Source organism: Stieleria sedimenti, from assembly GCF_025060895.1.
Taxonomy (GTDB): Bacteria; Planctomycetota; Planctomycetia; order Pirellulales; family Pirellulaceae; genus Stieleria; species Stieleria sedimenti.
In genome coordinates this window covers 15,112-36,883 of the sequence record NZ_JANZKV010000146.1, presented here as the reverse complement: position 1 = coordinate 36,883, position 21,772 = coordinate 15,112, and the positions used below count along the sequence as shown (strand labels likewise).

Below are 21,772 nucleotides of genomic sequence, written 5' to 3'. Positions count from 1 at the left end.
GAGCCGATTGCTTGGAGTATCGACATGCCGATCAGGCGATCATCTACAACGCATCAGCGATGTCGATCGCGCTCAGTCCCGCACGGCCCATTGCGGCAGCGATTTCGTGCCTGTTGCGATCCACTCGACTTCCACCGCGATGAAATCCGCGCCCTGCTTGGAGGCTTCAATCATGGAGTCCGTGTTTCGTTGGTAGGAAAGATCGCCATCCCAAACCGCGCGATGGAAGAGAAGCGTAGGTTGGTCCCAAGCGAGGTCTCCATCGGTCACGACTGGCGAGACTTGGAACGGGCCAGAAACTGTGATTGGCTTTTTTGCGCTACGGCTCAAGTGCAATCCATTCGTCGACACGTCGAGAGTTGGTGAGATTGTATTGGGGTCATCATCCGATTGCTGCAGATCCAGCATAACATCAATCGCGGAAGGTTCCGAACGTTCACCACCCCGCAAGATATTTTCACTGGCCACCAGCATTCTGCCATCGAAAATGTGTAAGAAGCGGATTCGCACTGCAGCGGCTTTCTGAATCATGAGTTGCCATCTGTGTCCCTGGCCCGAATGGCTGTTGTCCTGGTACGAGGCAACATTCACGTTGGGCCGTACGGCGTTCGCTTGCGTCCATCTGATTCGTTCGAGGACATCGGGCTGCAATTGTCGTAGATCGGTGCACCAGATCGTCGAGTCCCATTGAGGTGAGTTGGCAGCGGCGAGTTTCGGGGGGATCGCGAAGACAAGATTTTCACGTTCGCCCAGATAGATACGCTCTAACCTGAGCAGTTGATCCAAAAACTCACCACTAGAAACAGTTCGAGGCTGTTCACCCGCGCGAATCGAAAAGGTCGACGGCATGTTGGAGTATTGGAACACACACTCTTCCGAAGAACCGACATCAAAGGTGCGTGAGATGACTTTTTCGACCGCATCGGCGACGGCCTGGGGTTCTCCGGTCACTCGAATCTTGAAGTTCACACCTTTGATCGAGCCGTCCTCCGCCATTTCGCTGGTTTCGTCTACTGTGAGCGACAGGGACTGCGCAACTTCTTTAAGCCTGTCCGCATATCTGCCCTGGCGCTGGGACCACGAACTCGTTGCGTAGGCCGGGAACCTCATTGCCACTCCGTCCTCGATCGGCTCAAAGACGACATAATTCTCATTCTCGCCGATGGATCCGAGATTAAGAAAAACCATGTCATGGGACGACATCATCATCGAACCGATGTAGCTGTCGAGGCGGCCGAGCGGCAAGCGGACCTCTTTTTCCCGCTGTGCAGCAATCTTGTCCTTGATCGCAGTCCATTGCGAGAAGAATACAGCGAACAAACCCGCGGCTATGGTTAGAAAGCTTCCGGCAATCAGTGATCTCACGATGTATTTCCTGGACGAGGTGGATTGACTCTTTCGCAATTTGGATGGAAGCGGATTCGCCGTGGGATGTTGCACATGGCTCAGGCAGCGCTCCAGCAAAGCGTGCACTTCCGCAGCGGTCGCAAACCGATCCGACTTTTCCTTCGCCATCAGTTTTTCGATGATGGATATGAGCCAGTCAGGGATCTCTGGATTCAGCTGCTCAATCGGCGTCGGCGATTCGTCGATGATCTGACGCATCACCCCGTACGAAGAATCATCACGGTACGGAGGGCGACCGGTGCAGAGGGCGTACAGCACGCTACCAAGGCTGAACAGGTCGCTTTGCTGGTCGACTTTTTTGCCGGCTGCCTGCTCGGGGGACATGTACATGGGGGTCCCGGCGATGGTGCCATGCTGGGTGACCGTATTGTCATCAACTGCACGTGCGAGGCCGAAGTCAGTGATCGTGACGCGTTCAACGCCTTCTTCCAACAACACGTTTTCCGGTTTGATGTCCCGGTGCACTAATCCTTGATCATGGGCAGCCGCCAAGCCCTCAGCAATCTGTGATCCGATGCGCAGAATTTCAAGCAACGACAGTGGACCTTCATTTTCCAGACGTCTTTGCAGCGATCCTCCCCGGACATATGCCATCACGAGGTACGGAACGCTTCCATCACTCGAAACACTGTGAATTGGAATCACGTTGGGGTGCAGAACGGCGGCAGCCGCCTTGGCCTCCCGCGCGAATCGACGACGAGCCGTTTCATTGTTTGCCAGGTGTGGCGCCAACACTTTCAACGCGACGACGCGATCAAGCGAAGGGTCGATTGCCTTCAGTACAACGCCCATTCCTCCCGCGCCGACGACACCTGAAATCTCATAGCATCCCAGACGACCGAGGCGATGGGGATCATCGGAAGGAGCCAACAAGTCCAACACCGCCTGGATCGGACGGGCCGCAGGGGCGCCACCGATATTGCCACCGACAGAAAACTCCGCCGTGCCTGCCATGTCGAACTCGGTTGGCCGCAACAACTCGCGAGCCTCCGTCCACTGCTCTGGCTCAGCCGTTTGCGCAAGCATGTAGTCACGGCAATCGTCGCATGTTTCCAAGTGCTCCGCCAAATCGGTTTCGATCCAAACCGATTCGCCTTGTAGAAATTCATCGATTCCCTGTCGATCGCACTGGTTCGTTCTCATGATTCGTGTTTCTCCATTTCTTCGACATAGCGACGTAGACGCTTCATCACCCGGCTGCGCACCGCATACACAGCGCCAACCGATTTACCCAACGTTGCCGCGACTTGTTCGATTGGGATGTCCTCGATCACCGCGAGCTCGAATACCTTCCAGGAGTCCGTTGCGATCTCAGACTTGACCCGGGCTGCTGCTCGGAAGAAAAGCTCTCGTCGGTATTCAAGCTCCAACTCTTGCGCGAGTGTGTGATCGTCGTCGCTTTGTTCCTGGAAAAATTCGTGCAGGGAAGTACTACCGGCCGCCCGTTCCTTGGGACCTCGCGTCAACATGTTGAGGATTGCGTTCTTGGCGACTCGCCGCAGCCAATGCCGGAAACGAACCGACTCATCCTGTTTCTGCCAACCCTCAATCGAGCGGGCAATTGAGACCAGCACCTGTTGGGCGAGGTCCTCCGCGTCGGCATCCTGCAATCCGCGACGGCGAGCCAGGCGATAAACGATCGGCCGATAGACCGCCGCGAACTCTTCCCATGCTTTTGGGTCGTCGCCGGCTTGGACCTGCAGCAACAAGCTGGCGCGGGTGTCCGGGAATTCGTTGTCAGATTTGGTCACGGTTGATCCTCCTGACCGGCTAAACACCGCAGCTGAGCACAATTCGACATCGATCTTACGAAAAAGATGCACTTTTCGGGAAAAGCCGAGAAAACGCGGGAGAAATCGCCCTCTGAGAGTCGATCAGCTTGCCGCCAGGCCCCGGCTTGGTCGGTCCGGTGTGCGGCCCCCCTGCAAATTGGAGCAAGACTTGGAACTGCTGGGCGATGCGGGCTCAGGCAGTTCAAGAAGCGAGAGACGAAAGCGGTACTTCATCGTTTCGGCCAAAACCTCAGATTACTGAGGCTTGAATTCAACGCAAATCGTAGGTCAACGATTTGCCGGGGCGATTCCGAGAACGTCCCCGATGCCAAATGTGGCGGCAGGACCGAACGCATCACGGCGGGCTGCTTCGTATTCCTCGCGGGTCGTGAACGTCATCACTTTACCGTTGATGTTGATCGAACCGCTGAAATTCGAATCGCGTGCATTATTGCCAGACTTTAGCACCTTCTCTAACATCCCGTTTTGCAATCGCATCACATCCTGCAAGCTGCCGAATTGCATCTCCTGACCATTCAGCTTCATGGTCCCCTGCATGTTGTCCTGCATGGAATCCACGAACTCTTTCCATTGCCTTAGTGCGTTCTCTTGAGACCGGACCAGTTCTGTTACGGCGCGGCGACGCACATCGTTGAAGGCTTCCGGGGAAGTGAATTCGGCTGTCTTTCCGTTCAAACTGACAAATCCCTGAAACTGACCACCCCGCCCCTGAAGCGACGCCGAGACGGGGACCGGTCCCTGAATTTGCGGCAACGCAAAAAAGGAAGCGCGATTGAAGTTGTCGGGCAGCAGTCGCCACTTTTGAATGTTGCCTTCGTCCTGAGTGACCGGCGCGACTTCAACCTCTCCTTTGAGAACCTGGACGTCCGATTCTCCCGCTTCATTGACGGCGACTTCGAATTCTGTCCCGAGGTCCACGATATTCGACGTGGGTGTTGAGACGGTAAAACCGACCGCCTTTTGCGGGACACTGGCGAGGAGTCGACCACGTCTGAGTTCGAGTTTGCCTGTCGACAAGGGACGGAATTCAATCGGACCATCGACCGTGACAACAGCACCTTTGTCAAAGGTCAGCTCGACCGATCCTGCAAACAATCGAACGATCTCGTCTCCCAGTCGATCGCCGGCCATGCTTTTTCGTTGCCAGACAGGATCGTCGATCTTGGTCAACGTTACGAATTGCCGCAGTGATTCTGGATCGGAACGTTGCGCGATTCCTTCGTTCTGTTTTGTCAGGTCCAGAGGCGGAGGTTCAACGAGCGGCGGTTCATTCAATGGAACGATCGGATCATGCTGCCGATCGGGAGCGTTGTTACCTGGCGCGATAGAACTTGGCGCGATAGAACTCGGCGCGATCGTCTTCTGTTTGTCATCTGGGATGCTCGCCGTTGCCTTATCCGGTTCTTGGGCAACTCTGTCCGTTGGGTTGGTTCGTGCTACCGGCATCGGCTTATCCAGCAAGGACCAAAATGCCAGACTCAGGCAAGTGAGAATGGCAGCAGTCAAGGTGAGGGCCGTCCATGTTGATCGGCGGCGACGCTTTGAATGCTTCTCTCTCTGTTTTCGTTGGCGGTTTGAAGCGACGGTAATCTGCACGCCGTTCAAAGGCACTGATTCAAAAACGCCCGAGAGAGGATCGGACTTGTTCGAAAGGCCAGGGACTTGCCTTTCGATCTGATTCACTTCAACATCCGGCAGTCCGCGGGGGGGCATCGCACCGCATTGATCGAGTACCCCCTGGACGAATTGTTCGTCCGTTTGCCGTGGATCGCTCATGAACCGCAGCAAAGCATTCAATGTCGCATCGGCATCAATCTCGTCGCGCAGCGTGGAATCTTGTTGCAAAAGGTCGGCCAGTTGCTGCCGATCGACTTCATCGAGCGTTTCACCTGAGATCAGGCGGCTCCATAGATTGAGGGCGACAGTCCGCGGCTCATTCATGGCTTTCCCCATTTTCAAGTCGGAGCTTCGTCCGGATGCACTTGCCCAGTTGTTTTCTGATCCTCAATAACATCATTCGGATCGTCCCGGCATTCTTGCCCTTCTGTGCAGCAAGAGACTCGGCAGACGTTCCCAGAAAATAGAAGGCTTCAACCAGGGCACGTGGCTCGTCGCCCAGGCGATTCAAGCAGTCCTGAAGCGCATGGAGTTCTGCCTCTGCGGTTTGATGTTGGAACGGATCGACATCGATCGTTGTGGCCTCGATTTCAAGTATCTCGGGCGGAATGATCACGCCGTTCCGACGCCGGCGTCTTGTCTCGTTCCGCAAATGCAGAAGGATCTGATTCCGTGCAATTGCCATCACCCAGCCGCGAAGGCTCCCCTCCTGTCTGAATTTCGCCATGCTGTGATAGACCTGCACAAAAACCTCCTGGGCCACCTCATCTGCCTCGGCGGAATTGCCGAAATGCCGCCGCGTCAGGATACGAATATCGGCTTGGTAAAGGCGCAGCACTGCCTCGAAGGCTTCGCGGGGGGTTTCGCGAGCCTTTTCGGCAAGTTCTGTTTCAATCGCCTTGCTGTCCGCTGTCAACTCCCTGTCATTCCCCTTCCTGCGTTCGAAGTGATGGACGTGACAGTGTATTCGTTACTTCGCAGCAGGGAGTGTCACTCACTTTCTAGCAGATTTGTGAATCATTTTGTTTTCACGAAATGTGCGTGACGTTTCCCTTCGGGAGGAAACAACACAGCACGGAAGCAAAGATGCATTCGAAAGATCCAGCCCATTGCGAGTGAACGCCCGTGAACAATTCTGCAATTGCTCTTGATACCGGAATGCAGTGCATCGCCTGTGGGCGTATCAGACGGGTTAGCCATCAGCACCTCGGTCGCCGCCTGAAATGCAACTGCGGCAATATCGCTGTCATTGAGGAGCAGGCGTTGATTCCTCTCCCGCCCAAGAATTCCCGACAGTCCGCCACGACGCTGCCGCCGCCTCGAGTTGGGGGTGAACAGCCGTTTCCAGACGATCAACTGGCCGTGATCGAATCGCTTCGTGATTCCTTTCGCAACATCACGACGCAGTTGTCCACCGTCATCGTGGGGCAGCAAGATGTCATTGAAGAGGTGCTGATTTCGATCTTTTGTCGAGCTCATGTCTTGCTCACGGGGGTTCCAGGTCTGGCAAAGACGCTGTTGATCGACAGTATCTCAAAAGTCTTGAATCTCGATTTTCGACGAATTCAGTTTACGCCCGACCTGATGCCAGCTGACATCACGGGAACGGAAGTGTTGCAGGAGGATCGAACGACGGGAACGCGGAACTTTCAGTTTGTGGAAGGTCCCGTTTTCAGTAACATGGTTCTGGCCGACGAAATCAACCGGGCTCCACCAAAGACGCAGGCGGCCCTGCTGGAGGCGATGCAGGAACGGCACGTCACCATCGCCGGGCAGACGATGGAGTTGCCGTCCCCTTTCTTTGTGATGGCCACGCAAAATCCGATCGAACAGGAAGGAACGTATCCGCTGCCTGAGGCCCAACTCGACCGGTTTCTCTTCAATTGTGTTGTCGACTACCCAGAGTCAGCGGATGAGTTCCGAATCATCAAACAAGCGACGTCCGGGCATCAGCCAAGCTTGAACAAACTCCTTGACGCCGAGCAAATCCAGAAGCTCCAGCAGGCCGTAAGGAATGTTCCTGCGGCCGATCATGTCATCGCATACGCCCGAGATCTTGTCCAGGCAACTCGCCCCAGCGGAGGCGTCGCTCCTGGATTCGTCAAAGAGATGATCGGTTGGGGAGCCGGTCCTCGCGCAGGGATTGCGTTGATCATCGCCGCTAAGGCACGTGCCGTTCTGCACGGTCGCCTGCACGCGACCACTGCGGATGTTGCCTCCGTGGCCCTGCCCGTGCTGCGACACCGGATCGTGACCACCTTCCATGCGGAAGCAGCCGGGGTGCAGCGTGATGACGTGATTCGAAAGCTGATCGAAGTGATTCGCCCACAACCGCCTAGGGCATAACGAATGTCGTCTCTGCAAATACCAGCGTACATGAAATTGCTCCCCGCCAATGCGCAAGCTCAGCTTGCACGTTGTGCGATTCCGGCGCGCGGTCGAGTCACTGGATTCAAGGCAGGACATCATCGTAGCCCGTATCTCGGATCGTCGACAGAGTTTGCCGAACATCGCGAATACAGTCCGGGAGATGATCCGCGCGATCTGGACTGGCGTGTGTTTGCCAAACAGGACCGGTATTGTGTGAAACAGTACGTGGAAGAGACGAATCTGCGTGCAACCATTTTGCTCGATTCCTCAGCCTCCATGCGATTTCAGGGGAATGCGGCAAGCTCCATCGACGGAGCCAAAGTTTCGAAGTTCGACTATGCAAAGTACATCGCCGCGATGCTGTCGTTCCTCTTTGTTCGGCAAGGCGACGCAGTGGGTTTTATTCAGTTCGATTCCGAAGTTCGGACTCAGTTGCCAGCAAGAGGAAGCAACAGCCATTTCCGAAGAGTGCTGCAACTATTGGATGCGGCGATTCCAGAAAACGCGTCCGATGCACCGTCAGCGCTGCATGAGGCTGCCGAACGTATTCCGCGTCGAGGCATTGTCATTCTGCTCAGCGACCTGCTGTCTGATTCGCAGAAGCTGATGCAAGCACTGCATCACCTGCGTTATCGAAAACACGATGTGATCGTGTTTCAGATTCTGTCTGAAGAGGAATTGACGTTTCCCTACAAAGATGTCGTTCAGTTCCGCGATCTGGAAGGGACCATTGATGACATTGACTTGGACCCGGCGTCGATCCGCGCCGAGTATCTTCGTCAATTCACGGGCTTTCTGAATGACCTGGAACGGAGTTGTCGGAGCATTCCAGTCGACTATGCCCGGCTGAATACGAAGGACTCCTACGTCAGTGCGTTGAGCAACTATCTCGGCCATCGCAATGGAGGTCGGCGATGACACTCCTAAACGGTGTGGCGATGTTCGCTGTTTTCACGGTGATCGTCCCAATTCTGATTCATCTACGGAAGCGTCGCAAATCAAAAGTCGTCGACTGGCCCGCGATGCAGTTCTTGACGCGGACCGCGACCAGCCGACGTCGCGGGGTAACGTTGGAGAACCTGCTGCTGTTGCTGCTGCGTTGCTTACTGGTGTTGCTATTTGTTCTTGCCATGGCACGACCGGCAATCGAATCGGGGCGGTACTCTTCATGGCTGATGTTCGTTCTGCTTGCCGGATGTGGACTGCTGTTGATGACTGCGGCAATTGTCAGCGGATGGCAACGCCGCAACCGAATCATCGGAGTGATGGTTGCTGCACTTCTGTTTGGAGTTGCAACTGCGACGCTCTCGGTCCGTACCGAGTCCCTTGTCGATTCCAAGATGGACCGCGACATCACCCTTGTGATCGACAGTTCTTTGACGATGACTTTGGGGGATGGCGAGGTGTCTCATTTTGAGGAGTCGATTGCGCAGGCGCGATCCCTGGTTGAATCGCTCTCGGGAAATTCGACGGTTTCGATAGTGCTGGCCGGCCCGATCACTGAAACGGTCGATGGTTCGCCCTTCCGCAACCTTCGAAAGGCCGATGAAGTACTCGGCATGCTTGCACCAGTCGCTGGTGGTTCAGTTTTGGAGTCGGCGATCCAACAGGCAACGTCCCTGCTCAAGAGGGCTCCGAATACTCGCAAGCAAGTGTTGCTGCTGACCGACGATCAACTCTGCACGTGGGAGTCGATCGACGAGTCGCGGCTGGCAGGTCAATCTCCGGTCAACAACGCTGCGGTATCGGAGTCGGCTCTCGAAAACACCCTCCCGCCTGCGGGAGGGTCGGACGCGGTAGCGGCCGGGGAGGGAAGATCGCTCCCGAAACGTCTATCAAACGGCAACGCCTTCCTCCCCGCTCGTTCCTCGCGACCCTACCAGAGGGAGGGCAAAGTGGGTTTCAAGACAGTCTCTAACGCCGAGATTGCCTGCGCCGCGATTATGGCGCACCTGCCGAAGAAGAAGACGAACATTTCCGTCGACCGTCTCCATCTCAAATCGTCGCTCGTCAGTGCCAACCGACCGGTCCCGATCGAGATCGAAATTCGAAACGGTGGATCAACCACGGTTCAAAACGTGGCAGTGAAGCTGTTGGTTGATGGCAGGGAAGCAGCAACCGACTCGCTTATTCAAATCGAGCCCGGAGTGAGTTCGACCGTTCGATTCTTGCATTCGTTTCCTAGGTCGGGACAACACGTTGTTTCGGGCTCCATCGAGATCGCGGATCAATTGTCGGAAGACAACCGGATCGATTCCGTGATTGACGTCATCCCCCACTTGTCGATTCTGGCCGTCAATGGAAGCACCGATGCCGATCCCGCGCAGCAGTCCGCGACATTTGCGCAACTGGCACTGGATCCGATCAGTCTTCGCGAGCCGCCAAACGGTGACGATATCGGCAATGCAGACGAGGGTAATTTGGCCGGAGGCAATGTCAGCCGCGCTATCATCGCGACAACGATCGAAGCCACCCGTCTGAAAGAGATCGAAACGCTGGAGAAATTTCAGTTGGTCATGCTGTGCGACGTTCCTCGTCTGCCCATCGATGCGGCAAAGCGGCTTGCCCGTTTCGTTGAAGACGGCGGTGGATTGTGGGTCATCCCCGGCGAGCAGGCTGATACATCGTTCTATAACAACTGGCGCGTTTCGCAGTCTGGCGAACCGGTCATGCCGGCTCAGTTGGGTGAACGAACCCAATGGATCGGCGAGCCCACGCCGGATGGTCGCATCCCTCGGCTTGGCGTGGCTCTCGACGTGGCCGGCAGGCCATTTATCAGCGACCTGTTCGAGCGAGGTGACCACGATCTTGCGGACGTCTCTCTCCTTCGGTTCTGGAGCATGACTCCCTCCGAACAGGCAATTGTCGGTATGCGGCTGACCAACGGCGAATCACTTTTTGCAGAACAGTCTCTTGGTCGAGGACGTGTGTTGATTCAGAGTGTCTCACTCGCGCGGCGAGACAGCACGTTTCCGACGACCCTCGCTTTTCCGGTGTTGATGCACCTTTGGACCCATCACCTTGCCGCATCGCATGCCGTGAACTCCAACATCGAGCCGACCACCGATTTTCTGGCGGACTTGATTGGCAGAATGGATCCCACGGAGAGAATCGGGACGCTTCAGTTGAGCGAACCGAGCGGATCAAAGCGAGAGATTCCAGTTTTGTGGGAGCAGGATTCACCTTTCGCGCAAATCGGCCGTGCTGCTGTCCCTGGTGTCTACAAATTGAACCGCGGAGATACAGGGGCACCGCTCGTCAGCTTTGCCGTTCACCGCAATCAGGACGAGTCCGATCTCTCTGTTGTCTCGAAGGATCGACTGAGCGAGATCAGTCATGAACTTGGCATTGAATTCATTGACGATGTGAGTCAGCTGGCCGCGCCGGTTGCGTCGGAGTCTGTTGGCGCCGAGATCTGGGACACATTGCTGTTCACCGTGCTGTGGCTGCTGGCCGGAGAGTGTCTGGTAACGAAGTGGATTCGAAGTCGTCGGAGAGTGGCTCCCATTGCGACTTCCGCGTCCAACGGTCCTGATGACAGTCCGTTTCCCGTTCCACCATTTGCCACCGCGATGAAAAGTTCTAGCCACTGGGAGGATATCCCCGTGGACAATTCCGTGGGCGCGCCAGTGGGGGCACCATGACAGACAAGCTGGAAATGTTTGACATGACGCCGCTACTATGGTGCAGTCTCGCACTCATCGGCTGGATCGGTATGGCCTTTTGCCAACGATTCGTCTTGCCCGTTTCGATTCGTCGACTCGCGTATGGACCACGGCTCTGTTTCGCGTTTTCGTTTTGGTTCTTCGCGCTTGAAACACTCAGCCAATGGACTGAGACGGCTAGCCATTGGCCGCGCTGGTTGATTGCCCTGTCTGCCGCGATTGCCTCGGAGGCCGTGTTGTTCTGCTATCTGTCCGAAGAGTCGGTGGGAACATCTTCGCGACAAGTGAGTCTAATACCGACACTGCTAACAGTGCTTCGGGTGGCTATGATTGGGCTGCTTGCGGGGCTGCTCTTGGAGCCTGTCCTTACGCACGAAGAGGAGCGCGAGGAAGAACACTCCGTGGCCCTCGTGGTCGATGTGTCCGACTCGATGAATCTCCCCTCAAAGTCGAAAACTGAACCGAACGGGTCCCGCAGCCAGGCAGCCCACCGGTTCCTCGTCGGGGATTCAACGAAAGCCAACGGACTACTGGAGCGACTGAAACGTGACTACGACGTGAGGTTGTACGAACTGGGGGCTTCCGCCAGGGAAATCGATCAAGCTCAGTTGCTGACGCAGACCAGTGCGGAGCCGATCCGCCAAATTGGTTCATCACGCTGGACGGAATCAACCGACTTCGCGAACGCGTTGCGGCAGGTTCGCGGCGACATTCCGGCAGCGAAGCTCTCCGGGATCTTGATGATCAGTGACGGTAGGGACCACTCGAGCACGGACCTGGAACGCCAGTGTCGGCCGCTGGGTGGACGCGGCATTCCAGTGAACTCCATTGTCATTGGAAGCCAAGAACCCCCGCGAGACGCTCAGATTACAAGCGTTCAAGCGCCATCGCAGATTTATCACGGCGACAGTGTTTCATTGACTGTATCCCTGAAGGTGGACCGGTTCCAGGGAGAATCTGCCACGATCCGATTGTTCGATGGAGACGCAATGATTGAGGAGAAGTCGATCCTGATCACGAGCGACCATCATCGTGATACGGTGACGTTTCAGCATCAGCCGGAAGAGCCGGGAATTCACGAGTACCGTGTCGAACTCGATGAGCATCCGAATGAGGAATCTGCAGAGAACAACCAATTCCTGCAGCCGGTTTGGGTCTCTCAGGATCGAATCCGTGTGTTGCTGATTGATCAGCGTCCGCGCTGGGAATTCCGATACCTGCGTAATCTCTTTGCCGGACGCGATCAGACCGTCTTTTTGCAGGCGGTGTTATTGCAGGCCGATCGCCTTGCTGGAGTGCCCGCTCCGCCCATCATGCGGGCGTCGGCTCAACGTGCATTCGATGATTGCGAAGCCAACGCACTCCCGGTCGATGACGCAGAATGGTTCAAGTTTGACGTCATCATTCTCGGCGATGTCTCTCCGCAGGAACTTGGCGACAAGGGCATCCAAGCCTTGGAACGCTTTGTAAAGGACCGCGGTGGCGCATTAGTGGTCATCGCCGGCCCCAATCAAATGCCTCACGCTTATCGAAAGACGCCTTTGGCTGACGTGCTGCCGGTGTTGATGAATCGCCAGGCCGTTGCCACAGCCCGCAGCCCCGACCAGAGTTTCCATTTCTCACCCACTCAAGAAGGAGTCGCCCACGCGGTGCTGGGGCGATGGGCGACAGCGGCCGACCCATCGTTTCCGGAATTGACCTGGAGACACCCGGACTGTGAAGCGAAAGCGGGGGCAAGAGTCCTGGCCTATGCGTCACGCAATCGGGAAACCCCAAATGACGCCCAATCGGACGTGGTCGAGCAGAGGCGGCAGACGCTGATGTTGTGGCACCGGTTTGGAACAGGCAAAGTGCTGCAACTGAATTTTGACGAAACCTGGCGATTGCGCTATGGCATTGGTGATCGACTTCACCATGAATTCTGGGGGCAAATCATTCGCTGGGCCGTTACGGATCGGCTGTCCGCGGGGACCGATCTGGTGCGACTGGGCACCGATCGGACGCTGTACAAGAGCGGCGAGGTGATTTCGATTCAGGCCCGACTTCTCAACGCAGATCGCAGCCCAGTGATCGATGCGCCGGTGCAGGCAAAGATTGTGTTTGAAAACGAAGTTCGTCGGACCATTGATCTGACTCCCCATCCACAGAACAGAGGGATGCTGCAAGGTGAAATTCGCGATCTCACGCAGCCAGGAAAATACCACATCGAGTTGTCGGGAGATGTCGTGAACAAGCTGCTGGCGCTTGAAGCGACGGGAACTCAAACGGTGGGACTGGAAATTGGAATCGAAGCCACGGCTGAGAATCTCGAGCGACTTGACATCGTGGCCGATGACACAGTCCCGAGACAAATCGCGGATTGGACCGGAGGTACGGTGGCCGACTTGGCCAGCGCCGACTCTGTGCTCTCGAACTTAGGACCGAAGTCGACATTCGCGCGAGAACGCTGGACGGTGCCGCTCTGGAATCGGTGGCCGGTCATCGGTCTGTTTCTTGGCGGGCTCAGTTTGGAGTGGTTACTCCGCAAACGGACAGGGCGAATCTAGGGCCTCAGAAAAGGGGTCAGGAACCAATAGTGCGGAGCACCCTTCGGGCCATTTGGCTATTGGTTCCTGACCCCTTTTCTGGGACGAAAATTATCCGGAACCAGGTGACTCAAATGACAGCGACAATGAATCCATCAAGGAGCACGAAAACCGCTTCGCCTCCCAAAGCGACCGCGATTGAGCGGATTCACATCGATCTCGACGAGATGGTGAGTCGGCTGCGGCGCGAAGTCTGGCTCGGAGGGATCCTGGCGATCGGGACGGCAACGGTTGCGTCGCTCTTTGGTCTGCTGGTGATTGACGCCATCTTCCAGCCCGAGTCGGCATGGTTGCGAGTCGCCTTGTGGATTCCGTTGATTGGAGTCGTTGGGTTGATCACTCGCCACTTTCTCATGATGCCACTGGGGCAAACGTGCGACCGACTCGCCATGGCGTGGGATTTGGAACAGAAGCGGCCAGCGATCGAGGAACGGCTCACAACGTCGCTGCAGTTGACTGAAACTCCGAATGCAAAAAGAAGCTCGATCATCGAGGCTGTCGCGGAGCAGGCTCATGGCAGTCTCGCCGGATGCCAGGAAGAGGATCTTCGGGGGCAGGAAGTTTTCAAAAGGACCATCGTCGCAGGAGCCTGCCTTACCGCATTCGTTTTGTCGATGTGGATCTGGGCTCCCTATCTGATTCCCTCCCTCCAAAACGTGCTGAATCCTTGGAGTTCGCGCGTGCTTCCGTACCTGAATGCGACAATCGTTCCCGGCAACACGCACGTCGCAGAAGGTAGCGATTTACGAGTAACTGCGACGGCAGGTCGCCTCACAGATGCTGTGCTCGAAGTCATCGAGCACGATGCCGTGATTGCTTCACATCAGATGGCCACGCAGGAAAATGGCAGAACCGCCAACTTCACATTGACGGGATTGAAACGTGATCATCGATATCGAATTCGCGCCGGCGGTCTCTTCTCCGATCGTTACCAGATCTTCGTTGATCCCAAACCGGTCATTAAAAGCAGTCGAGTCAACGTGACGTCTCCTGAATACACGCGCTTGCCTCCGCGACTCATCAACGATCCCGCTGAACCGATCGAAGTGATTCATGGCGCACGAATTCGGATCGATGTTGATGTTGATTCCACCTTGCCTGCTGCCGAATCGTCCCTGAGACTCAACGGCACATCGATTCCTTGCGAGGAAGCGGTCTTGATCAAGGAACCCGGGCTGTGGCGGCATTCTTGGGAGTTCACGGCAACAGCGGGCGAATTGCAGCGCGGAACAATCACACTTGTCAGTGAAGCTGGAGTCCTAAGCGAGCCGTTCCATTTTGAAGTGCACGCTCTGCCCGATCTCCCCCCGTCGATCATCATTGATCAGCCCGCGTTGTCCGAAGTGATCGCCACGCCTGATCAAGGTTTTTTCGTCGAGTACCATGCCGTTGACGACTTTGGCTGCGGTGCCCTGCACCTTAACTCACAGAAGAATAGCGAGCCACCTTCGACCAAAGAGCTTCCGCACGACTTCCAAGCAAAGTTTGGTGGCGATCTGACCATCGACCTGAATGAACTGGAACTTACCACTGGAGACCAACTGACCGTCTGGTTATCGATCGCCGATAATCGTCCTGACGAATATGGCGGACCTCAAACGATCGACTCTCGGAAGATTCGTTTACAGATCGCCGACAATTCGATTCCTGTTGGCCAGCAAGTTGTGCGAAACGAAGAACAGGCCGTGATAGCCGATCTGACGGAAGCACTTGATCAGCTCCTGGCAGCCGCAAAGATCACCGACGCACTTCAGGCAGATCTCGCCGAAACGGACGCCACGGCGAAGCATCCGAATGATGCCGTGGAGAAATCGAAACAACTCCAGAATCGGATCAAGGACGCGGAGCAAACGCTGCGTCGAATGTCAGATCAGGGCGAACTCGCACCGCAACGCCTCTTCCAAGCGGAGATCGAGCGAATTCAGGAGGTCACCGAAAACGACGTCGCGGAAGCGAGAAAACAGGCGGGACTCGTACCGCTCTCCGATGATTTACCTCAGCAACAGGAAGCAATCGCCACGACAAAAGTGTCTCTCAACGATGCCATCGACAAGCTCGAGCAGGTTCGTGCGGACGTTGACCAGCGAGGCAAACAACTGGAACTGGCTGCACAGTTGGACGAGCTTGCCAAACAGCAGGAACGGCTCGCACAAGAGCAGCAAGAGGGGCAAGTCAACGCCCCCGAAGTCCAGAAGCAACAGCAGCAGGTGGCCGATGCGCTGCAGGAAGTCGTTGAGCAGGATCTTGACGCCAAGAGTGAACAGTTTGCACAACGAGCCGAAGCGGCAGCCAAACTGACGGAGGCAGCGGCGGAGTTGCAGCAGCAGCAGGAAACATTGGCGAAGCTCGATCAGGTTCGCAGCAAAGAGGAACTCGACGACAAGTTGCTGGATATGATCGCCCGGGAACAGGAACAGATCGCAAACCGAACCGAACGACTTCGAGACAAGGCGGACGAACTGCTACAACTGCCGACCGAGGATCCCGAGAATCAACAGGCAGTTCGCGAAGCCCGCGAGAAACTTGCACAGGCCAAGCGGGAAACCAAGGCGGCCGAAGAACTGGCAAAGCAACAACGGAAACAGGCTGCTGATCCCAAGCGAGCTGCTAATCCAAAGCAGGCCGCTGAGCAGCAGAAGCAAGCTGCGAAGTCCTTGGAAGAGGCCACGCAGTCACTGGATAAAGTCTGCAAGTCTTGCAAGAAATGTTCGAAATGCAATAAGCCGGGAGGATCAAGTGGCTCTAGCGGCAGTTCACCCAAGAGCGGAGACACTTCATCAAAACCGGGAGATTCAAAACCGGGAGATTCAAAACCGGGAGACTCGAAACCAGGTGACTCGAAACCAGGTGACTCGAAACCAGGAGACTCAAAACCAGGAGACTCAAAACCAGGCGGCAAGCCTAGCGAGTCTGGTAATCCATCCACGAAACAACAGCAGCCCAATTCTCAAAAGCTTGCCGCGACTGCGGACAAGGCCCATCAAAACGCCCGAAGCCCGTCACCCAACCAAACTCAGGAACTTGCTCAAGAACTCAATCAACTTGCCGATGAGGCGGCTCAACGAGCAGGACATCCCAGTCGGAGGAATTCGAAGCAGCAAGGTGGGCAATCGAAGTCAACCAACTCATCGGACTCAACGCAACAGGCTGGAGCCCCGCAACGGGGCAGCCCATCAAAGCCCCAAGGGGTCCAGGGAAACGCGGGAGCAGGTCAAAGCGAGGTTGCTCCGACTCAACTGCGTGGTCGTTCGACGTCAAACTGGACGCAGTCCCGCCGCAAGCTGAAAAACAATGTGCTCGATGATCAGGACAGCAAGATCCCAGAAGAGTTCCGAACTGTTGTGAAAGACTACTTCGAGGAACTGTCTCGCCTGGAATCACGCCAGGACGCAGCGGAGAAGCAAGAATGATCTCGCAACCATACTCTTGGATGTCTGCCATAGCATTGTCGCTCGCGTGTCACATCGTCAGTGCACAAGACGCCGATTCGCTCCGCATTCGTTACCAACCTCGTTTGGATGCGGCCGTTGAACGTGGACTGGAGTACCTCGCGGGGAAACAGATCAGCCGCGACACCGCAGCAGCGATGGGACGTCCCGAGCTGACCGGATCATTCGAAGAACCAGCCAGCGTGGGAAACACTGGAATCACATCTCTAGCGGTGATGGCGTTTCTAGCCAAGGGGCATCTTCCCGGCCGTGGGCGATATGGTGAGGTGATCAATCGAGGAATCGATTATGTTCTCGCTCAGCAGCTCGAAAATGGATTACTTGTCAGCCGCAACGTTCGAGGTCGGACGACCGGCTTGATGTACGAGCACAGCATCTCCACTCTGCTGCTGGGCGAAGTATCAGGCATGGTCGATCCAGTACGTCAGCAGAAAGTTGACGAGGTATTGTCACGCGCGCTGTTGGTCCTGTTGCAGGCTCAAAAAGTTCCCAAGTCAGAAGCCAACACGGGAGGCTGGCGCTACACACCTGGCACCACGGACAGCGATCTGTCGTTGACGGGCTGGTCCATTATGGCGCTCCGTGCCGCGAAACTGAACGGCGCAGCCATTCCCGATGAACATATTGAAATGGCGGTTTCCTACATCCTCAATTGCCACACCCGCGAAGGAGGGTTTTCCTATATGCCTGGCGGAAGTCCGGGCACCACATCGATGACGGGTATTGCGGTCTTGTGCCTGGAACTTTGTGGCGAACATGGCAATGAAGACTTACTGGCTGCGGGCGACTTCATACTACGTCGGCCTCCGACAATGACCGACCCAAATGGAAACCCCGTACGGTTCCGCTACTACGCTTGGTACTACTGCGGCCAGGCCATGTTCCAATTGGGCGGCAAGTACTGGAACGAGTTCGCCCCGATCATGTACGACCGTTTGCTTGCGGACCAAAATCCCGACGGCAGTTGGAAATACCCCGATCAAACTCTCGCATACAACACAACTTATCCCTCATCGTTGGCGATTCTCACATTGACGGTTTCGGCGCGTCAACTGCCGATCTATCAGCGTGAAGAATAGTTGTCACCTTGAACAGACAGACCAGAAACCTTACCAGACTCGGAATTCAGAAAGGGAATCATTATGAAACTTGCACAACTCTCACTCCTCGTCGCAGTGGTATTCACACTGGGTGTCGGCGACATCATCCACGCAGATGACAGTGTTGCAGCAGCGAAGCAGCCGCAACAGATCGGTAAGTGGGTTGAACAACTCGGGCATGAACGACTCACCGAACGAATCAAGGCCGAGAAGAAACTTATCGCTGCCGGTAAAGAAGCCATCCCGGCCTTGGCCAAGGCGGCCTTGGCAGGGAATCGTGCGACGATCGAGAAGTCGATCGACGTGCTCGGCAAGTTGGCACAGTCCAAACACGAAAAGACCCAGGAAGCAGCAAAGATTACGTTGCAGATGCTCAGCGAGAGTGATCAGCCTTCGACCGCTGACAGGGCAAAGATCGCACTCAACACGAAGGAAGCTGATGGGATCAAGCCGTTCGCAGGTTGGAACAAACCAGGCAACCCGTTTGCCGGCGGCGGCAATTTGAATCGAAGTGTGTCGACGTCCAATATTAACGGACTGCGAACGATCAGCGTGAAGGAAGGGCCACTCGAGACAACCATTCAAGAACTGCGGGGAGGCAAAATTCTGGCTCAGATCACGGGCGGCGAGAAGAATGTTGAACTTATTGCGAAAAACATCGAAGACCTAAAGAAAAAATTGCCTGAGGCGGCCGCTCTGTACGAACAGTACGCGGGCGGCACTCAGGGGCTAGGCATGCAGTTTCCGGGATTTGGATTTGGCAATATCGCCGTCGGTCAACCGGCCGCGAAATCGAACATCAACATCCAGGGCGGAGGGATCAATGGGAACGTAGGCAGCACAGAAATACTGAAACAGCAGCTTACCGAACTAAAACAACGGATGGGAGGGAACCCGCTGATGCAGCAAATGTTGGATCAACAGATCCGGGCGCTCTCTGAAAAATAAGCGTGATTGAATTCGTCGGTCTCTGGCCGTTCCTCCGAGTCCAGGTTTCTCCAAGACGATGCAACTGACCCAACGCATGACGTTGCTCATTCGCATGTGCTCCAACTTGTCTTCGCTACTCTCATTCCTCACTAATGCCTTTGCGGTTCGCGGCAGGTGCCAACGTCATTTCGAGATTTGCAAACCGCTGCTTCACGCGTGCCTCGAAAATTCGACACTTGTCGATGTCGGACATCAGTTTTTCAGCGATGATGGCGGCAACAAGCTTCGATTTTGACTCGGTTGCCGCGCGACCTTTCGCCGTGTCGTCCGTGCCGCGAATGCCAATGGCTCTCTCCGCAAGGCTCTTTAGCTCTTGCTGGAGCACCGTCACCTCTTCACGGCGCTGAGCAAGATCCGTCTTTTCCAGGCTCTTGACCAGACGATCGTAGTAGCGATTGCCGATTCGAAGCGTTTCATTCCAGTCAATTGCGTCCTTCCAAAACAGATTCACCATCTTGCCGGTCGCGGCGAGGCCTGGTTCGCAGTCGAGATAGGCGATTGCTCCCTCTTGATTCGTTCGGATCACCAGCAGTGCATCGAGATAGGCACAGCGTTCGAACAAGTCGACCTTTTCACTCAGTCTTGCGAGGGAAGGCAAAGACTGGAGTGCCCTGAGATAATGCTTCGCTTGCGATAGAGAAGGGTCCGCCGTACGAATGTAAGCCTCCGTCGCGGCACAGTTCCGCTCTTCGAGCATGTAACTGCGTTGAGCGTGTATCTTGCTCATACCCATCCCTAGGAGTCTGGCGAGTTTGAAGCAGCCAAGTAGATCTTCCCAGGCTGCTTCGTGGTCGCCTTCTCCCAGATTCAGCATGGCACGCAGCCGCAAAGAATGCACCAGGTAGGGCAGCTGGGTTGTCATGGGATCCATGGCCGCAACGAGCGGCAATGGATCCACTTCGTCCACACCGCGCGTGATGACTGGCGAATAGAATTGGTCGCGCTCGGCCGCCGCAAGAACGATTCTCAGTGGCTCGTCATCGCCATCGAGCACCTTGGCAACTTCCGGGAATTCCGATCGTTTCCACGGACGCGGATCACCTTGGATAAACTCGAGGACAAGATAAAGTCGTTGCTTGGCGGCGTCGGACGAGGGATCCGCGATCCCGGCAGCAAGGTAGCGGACATAACTGCGATCTTTCGGTGGCGGCGTTCTTCCGATTTCCTTGAAGTACTCCGGCGGCATGTCCCAAGCCTCCAAGGGCTGCATCGCTTCGCAGAGCAAAACGCAGGCGTTGTTTTCAGGGGTGACGTCCTGTTTCATTCTCGCGTTGATGCCGGCCGCGTAGTCGACCGAGCCATCGGTTCGTAGTGGGCCTGTCAAAAAGGTCGTCTCCCGATCGATTTTGATTTGTGATTTCGTCGAATCATCGCCGTCAGCGTCGCGAACCAAGAGTGCCACGACAGCCAGTAACGTCACGAAAACCGGGCGCCAGTGCTTGGATATCTTGAATTGAATCATGTAGGTGTTCCGTTCAACGATCGGGTTAATGAAGCCTCGTTCGCAAGCGTCTCCCGGCTCGCAAGAGTCTCAGTCTCGTCAGGGGCGGCCTCGACTACTTCTCTGCCTCGGGGGTTTTTCGCAGGGTGCGAGGCGCGCAATCGCCTGACACCAAAATACGAAACTGCTTGGCGGGATGAATGAAATCGGTTCTGGATGCTCGAACTAGGCTACCGATTACTTCGGACAATTCAACGCACCACCCGGAAAGCCCGCCGCTTCTTTGCTCCATCTCGGAGCAAGGTTAAGGCAAGGTTAAGAACGTTAAGACAAAGTTAAGAAGATGTGGTTGCGATATCGCAAATGGAAACACTCTGTCGCTCCGATCCTTCTCGCGATCGCGTACGGCTGTTTGCACAATTTCGCGAAGGGAACCGTTCCCTGGTATGCTGGGTTGGTGTTGGCTTGGACTGTCGGCTGTGCGTACGTCATCGAAGAGAGCTCGAACTGCGGCGGGCAGCTTTGATTTCGAGCCCGGTGCCGCCCATCAGGAAGACGTTTCACACAAAGAACGAGACACCATTGAAACCGCAGCCGCAATTTACGCTCACTGGTCTGCTCGCGCTGACGGCAGCGATGGCTCCTGCCTTTGCCGTCATCCAATGGCACGACCTGATGAGCTGGATCCAATTGGGAATTCCCATGGTGATCCTGTGTCTGATCGTGTTGAAGTCTGGAGCACGCTGCTTGATTGGGGCCGCTGTGGGTGCCGTCCTGGCTTCTGCGTCGCTCCTGGCATTGATAGACCTGACTGGAAGTCTGGCGGATGATAACTCGCGACGGATCGCCGGTTTGATTGGAATTGCATATTTTGGTGCGGCAATCGGCGGTGGGATCCACGCATCTTCGCGTCTGCATCGTGCGAGACTTGCATCGGAGGACAATGACGTGACTGCTGAGGAGTTTTCGCTTCAACGCGTCGCGATCATCCCGTTCGCATTAATTGCCATGCTGCCGGGTTGGTATGGAGGACGGTTCGTCGCCTCCGTCCTGGTAGGTTACTCGTTCGTTGACGCCAACAGTCCGTTCATCGATTTGATGCACTACTTTGCGGCGATCGTTGGTGGAATGATGGGCGCCTCGGTTGCAAGTCTGATCTTCAGGTCGCGATCGCGAACCGATGCCGTTTAAGCGTGGTGCCACCATGCCAGCATCTTGGCGACGAAGGAAGTGCCCAAACCACCAAAAACTATCAGTCCGCCAAGTGCTTGAATTGCAGCGGATTCCGAACCAACGCCGACCAGGTAAACCGTGAGGGCGAGTGGAAAAACCATCAGCGTTGTTGGTTAGTTCGC

General features: G+C 55.8%; 15 protein-coding genes. 9 read left to right on the top strand and 6 right to left on the bottom strand.

What is annotated here, in order from left to right; translation table 11 throughout:
• Window positions 1-72 precede the first annotated feature (72 nt).
• The 3 genes from NZK35_RS18315 to NZK35_RS18305 form a co-directional block, all read right to left on the bottom strand.
• Window positions 73-2,433, bottom strand: a complete 2,361-nt coding sequence (locus tag NZK35_RS18315) for a serine/threonine-protein kinase (RefSeq protein WP_259633985.1) — start codon at window positions 2,431-2,433, stop codon at window positions 73-75.
• 113 nt (window positions 2,434-2,546) lie between these two features.
• Window positions 2,547-3,158, bottom strand: coding sequence for an RNA polymerase sigma factor (locus NZK35_RS18310; RefSeq protein WP_259633984.1), 612 nt, complete (start codon window positions 3,156-3,158; stop codon window positions 2,547-2,549).
• Window positions 3,159-3,467: 309 nt separating this feature from the next.
• Complete coding sequence (locus NZK35_RS18305) at window positions 3,468-4,475, bottom strand: FecR family protein (RefSeq protein ID WP_259633983.1); 1,008 nt, start codon at window positions 4,473-4,475, stop codon at window positions 3,468-3,470.
• A gap of 387 nt (window positions 4,476-4,862) precedes the next feature.
• Here NZK35_RS18305 and NZK35_RS18300 point away from each other — a divergent pair, with 387 nt between their 5' ends.
• Window positions 4,863-5,093 carry a hypothetical protein gene (locus tag NZK35_RS18300; protein WP_259633982.1) on the top strand — a complete coding sequence of 77 codons (231 nt, stop codon included), beginning with the start codon at window positions 4,863-4,865 and terminating at the stop codon, window positions 5,091-5,093.
• 40 nt (window positions 5,094-5,133) lie between these two features.
• On the opposite strand, the gene NZK35_RS18295 is transcribed toward NZK35_RS18300, so the two are convergent.
• A complete protein-coding gene (locus NZK35_RS18295) occupies window positions 5,134-5,733 on the bottom strand; it encodes an RNA polymerase sigma factor (protein WP_259633981.1) in 600 nt (199 codons plus the stop codon).
• A 101-nt stretch (window positions 5,734-5,834) separates the two neighbouring features.
• Entirely contained in the window at window positions 5,835-6,173 is a 339-nt protein-coding gene (locus NZK35_RS18290; protein ID WP_259633980.1) for a hypothetical protein, read from the bottom strand.
• A gap of 6 nt (window positions 6,174-6,179) precedes the next feature.
• Between NZK35_RS18290 and NZK35_RS18285 the strand changes: the two genes are divergently transcribed.
• From NZK35_RS18285 to NZK35_RS18255, 7 genes are all read left to right on the top strand, one after another.
• On the top strand, window positions 6,180-7,163 hold the full coding sequence (locus tag NZK35_RS18285; RefSeq protein ID WP_259633979.1) for an AAA family ATPase: 984 nt from the start codon (window positions 6,180-6,182) through the stop codon (window positions 7,161-7,163).
• Window positions 7,164-7,193: 30 nt separating this feature from the next.
• Window positions 7,194-8,105, top strand: a complete 912-nt coding sequence (locus NZK35_RS18280) for a DUF58 domain-containing protein (RefSeq protein WP_259633978.1) — start codon at window positions 7,194-7,196, stop codon at window positions 8,103-8,105.
• Complete coding sequence (locus NZK35_RS18275) at window positions 8,102-10,831, top strand: BatA domain-containing protein (protein ID WP_259633977.1); 2,730 nt, start codon at window positions 8,102-8,104, stop codon at window positions 10,829-10,831. Before NZK35_RS18280 ends, NZK35_RS18275 begins: the two co-directional genes overlap by 4 nt.
• 452 nt (window positions 10,832-11,283) lie before the next feature.
• Entirely contained in the window at window positions 11,284-13,398 is a 2,115-nt protein-coding gene (locus tag NZK35_RS18270) for a hypothetical protein (protein ID WP_259633976.1), read from the top strand.
• Window positions 13,399-13,826: 428 nt separating this feature from the next.
• Complete coding sequence (locus NZK35_RS18265; RefSeq protein ID WP_259633975.1) at window positions 13,827-16,847, top strand: hypothetical protein; 3,021 nt, start codon at window positions 13,827-13,829, stop codon at window positions 16,845-16,847.
• A gap of 104 nt (window positions 16,848-16,951) precedes the next feature.
• A complete protein-coding gene (locus tag NZK35_RS18260; protein WP_259633974.1) occupies window positions 16,952-17,965 on the top strand; it encodes a prenyltransferase/squalene oxidase repeat-containing protein in 1,014 nt (337 codons plus the stop codon).
• 63 nt (window positions 17,966-18,028) lie between these two features.
• Window positions 18,029-18,934, top strand: a complete 906-nt coding sequence (locus tag NZK35_RS18255; protein ID WP_259633973.1) for a hypothetical protein — start codon at window positions 18,029-18,031, stop codon at window positions 18,932-18,934.
• Window positions 18,935-19,055: 121 nt separating this feature from the next.
• Here NZK35_RS18255 and NZK35_RS18250 read toward each other — a convergent pair whose 3' ends face one another.
• Window positions 19,056-20,162, bottom strand: a complete 1,107-nt coding sequence (locus NZK35_RS18250) for a hypothetical protein (protein ID WP_259633972.1) — start codon at window positions 20,160-20,162, stop codon at window positions 19,056-19,058.
• Between the two features lie 618 nt (window positions 20,163-20,780).
• Here NZK35_RS18250 and NZK35_RS18245 point away from each other — a divergent pair.
• Window positions 20,781-21,608 (top strand): hypothetical protein, encoded by an 828-nt coding sequence (locus NZK35_RS18245; RefSeq protein WP_259633971.1) that lies wholly within the window; start codon window positions 20,781-20,783, stop codon window positions 21,606-21,608.
• The last annotated feature ends 164 nt before the right edge of the window (window positions 21,609-21,772 follow it).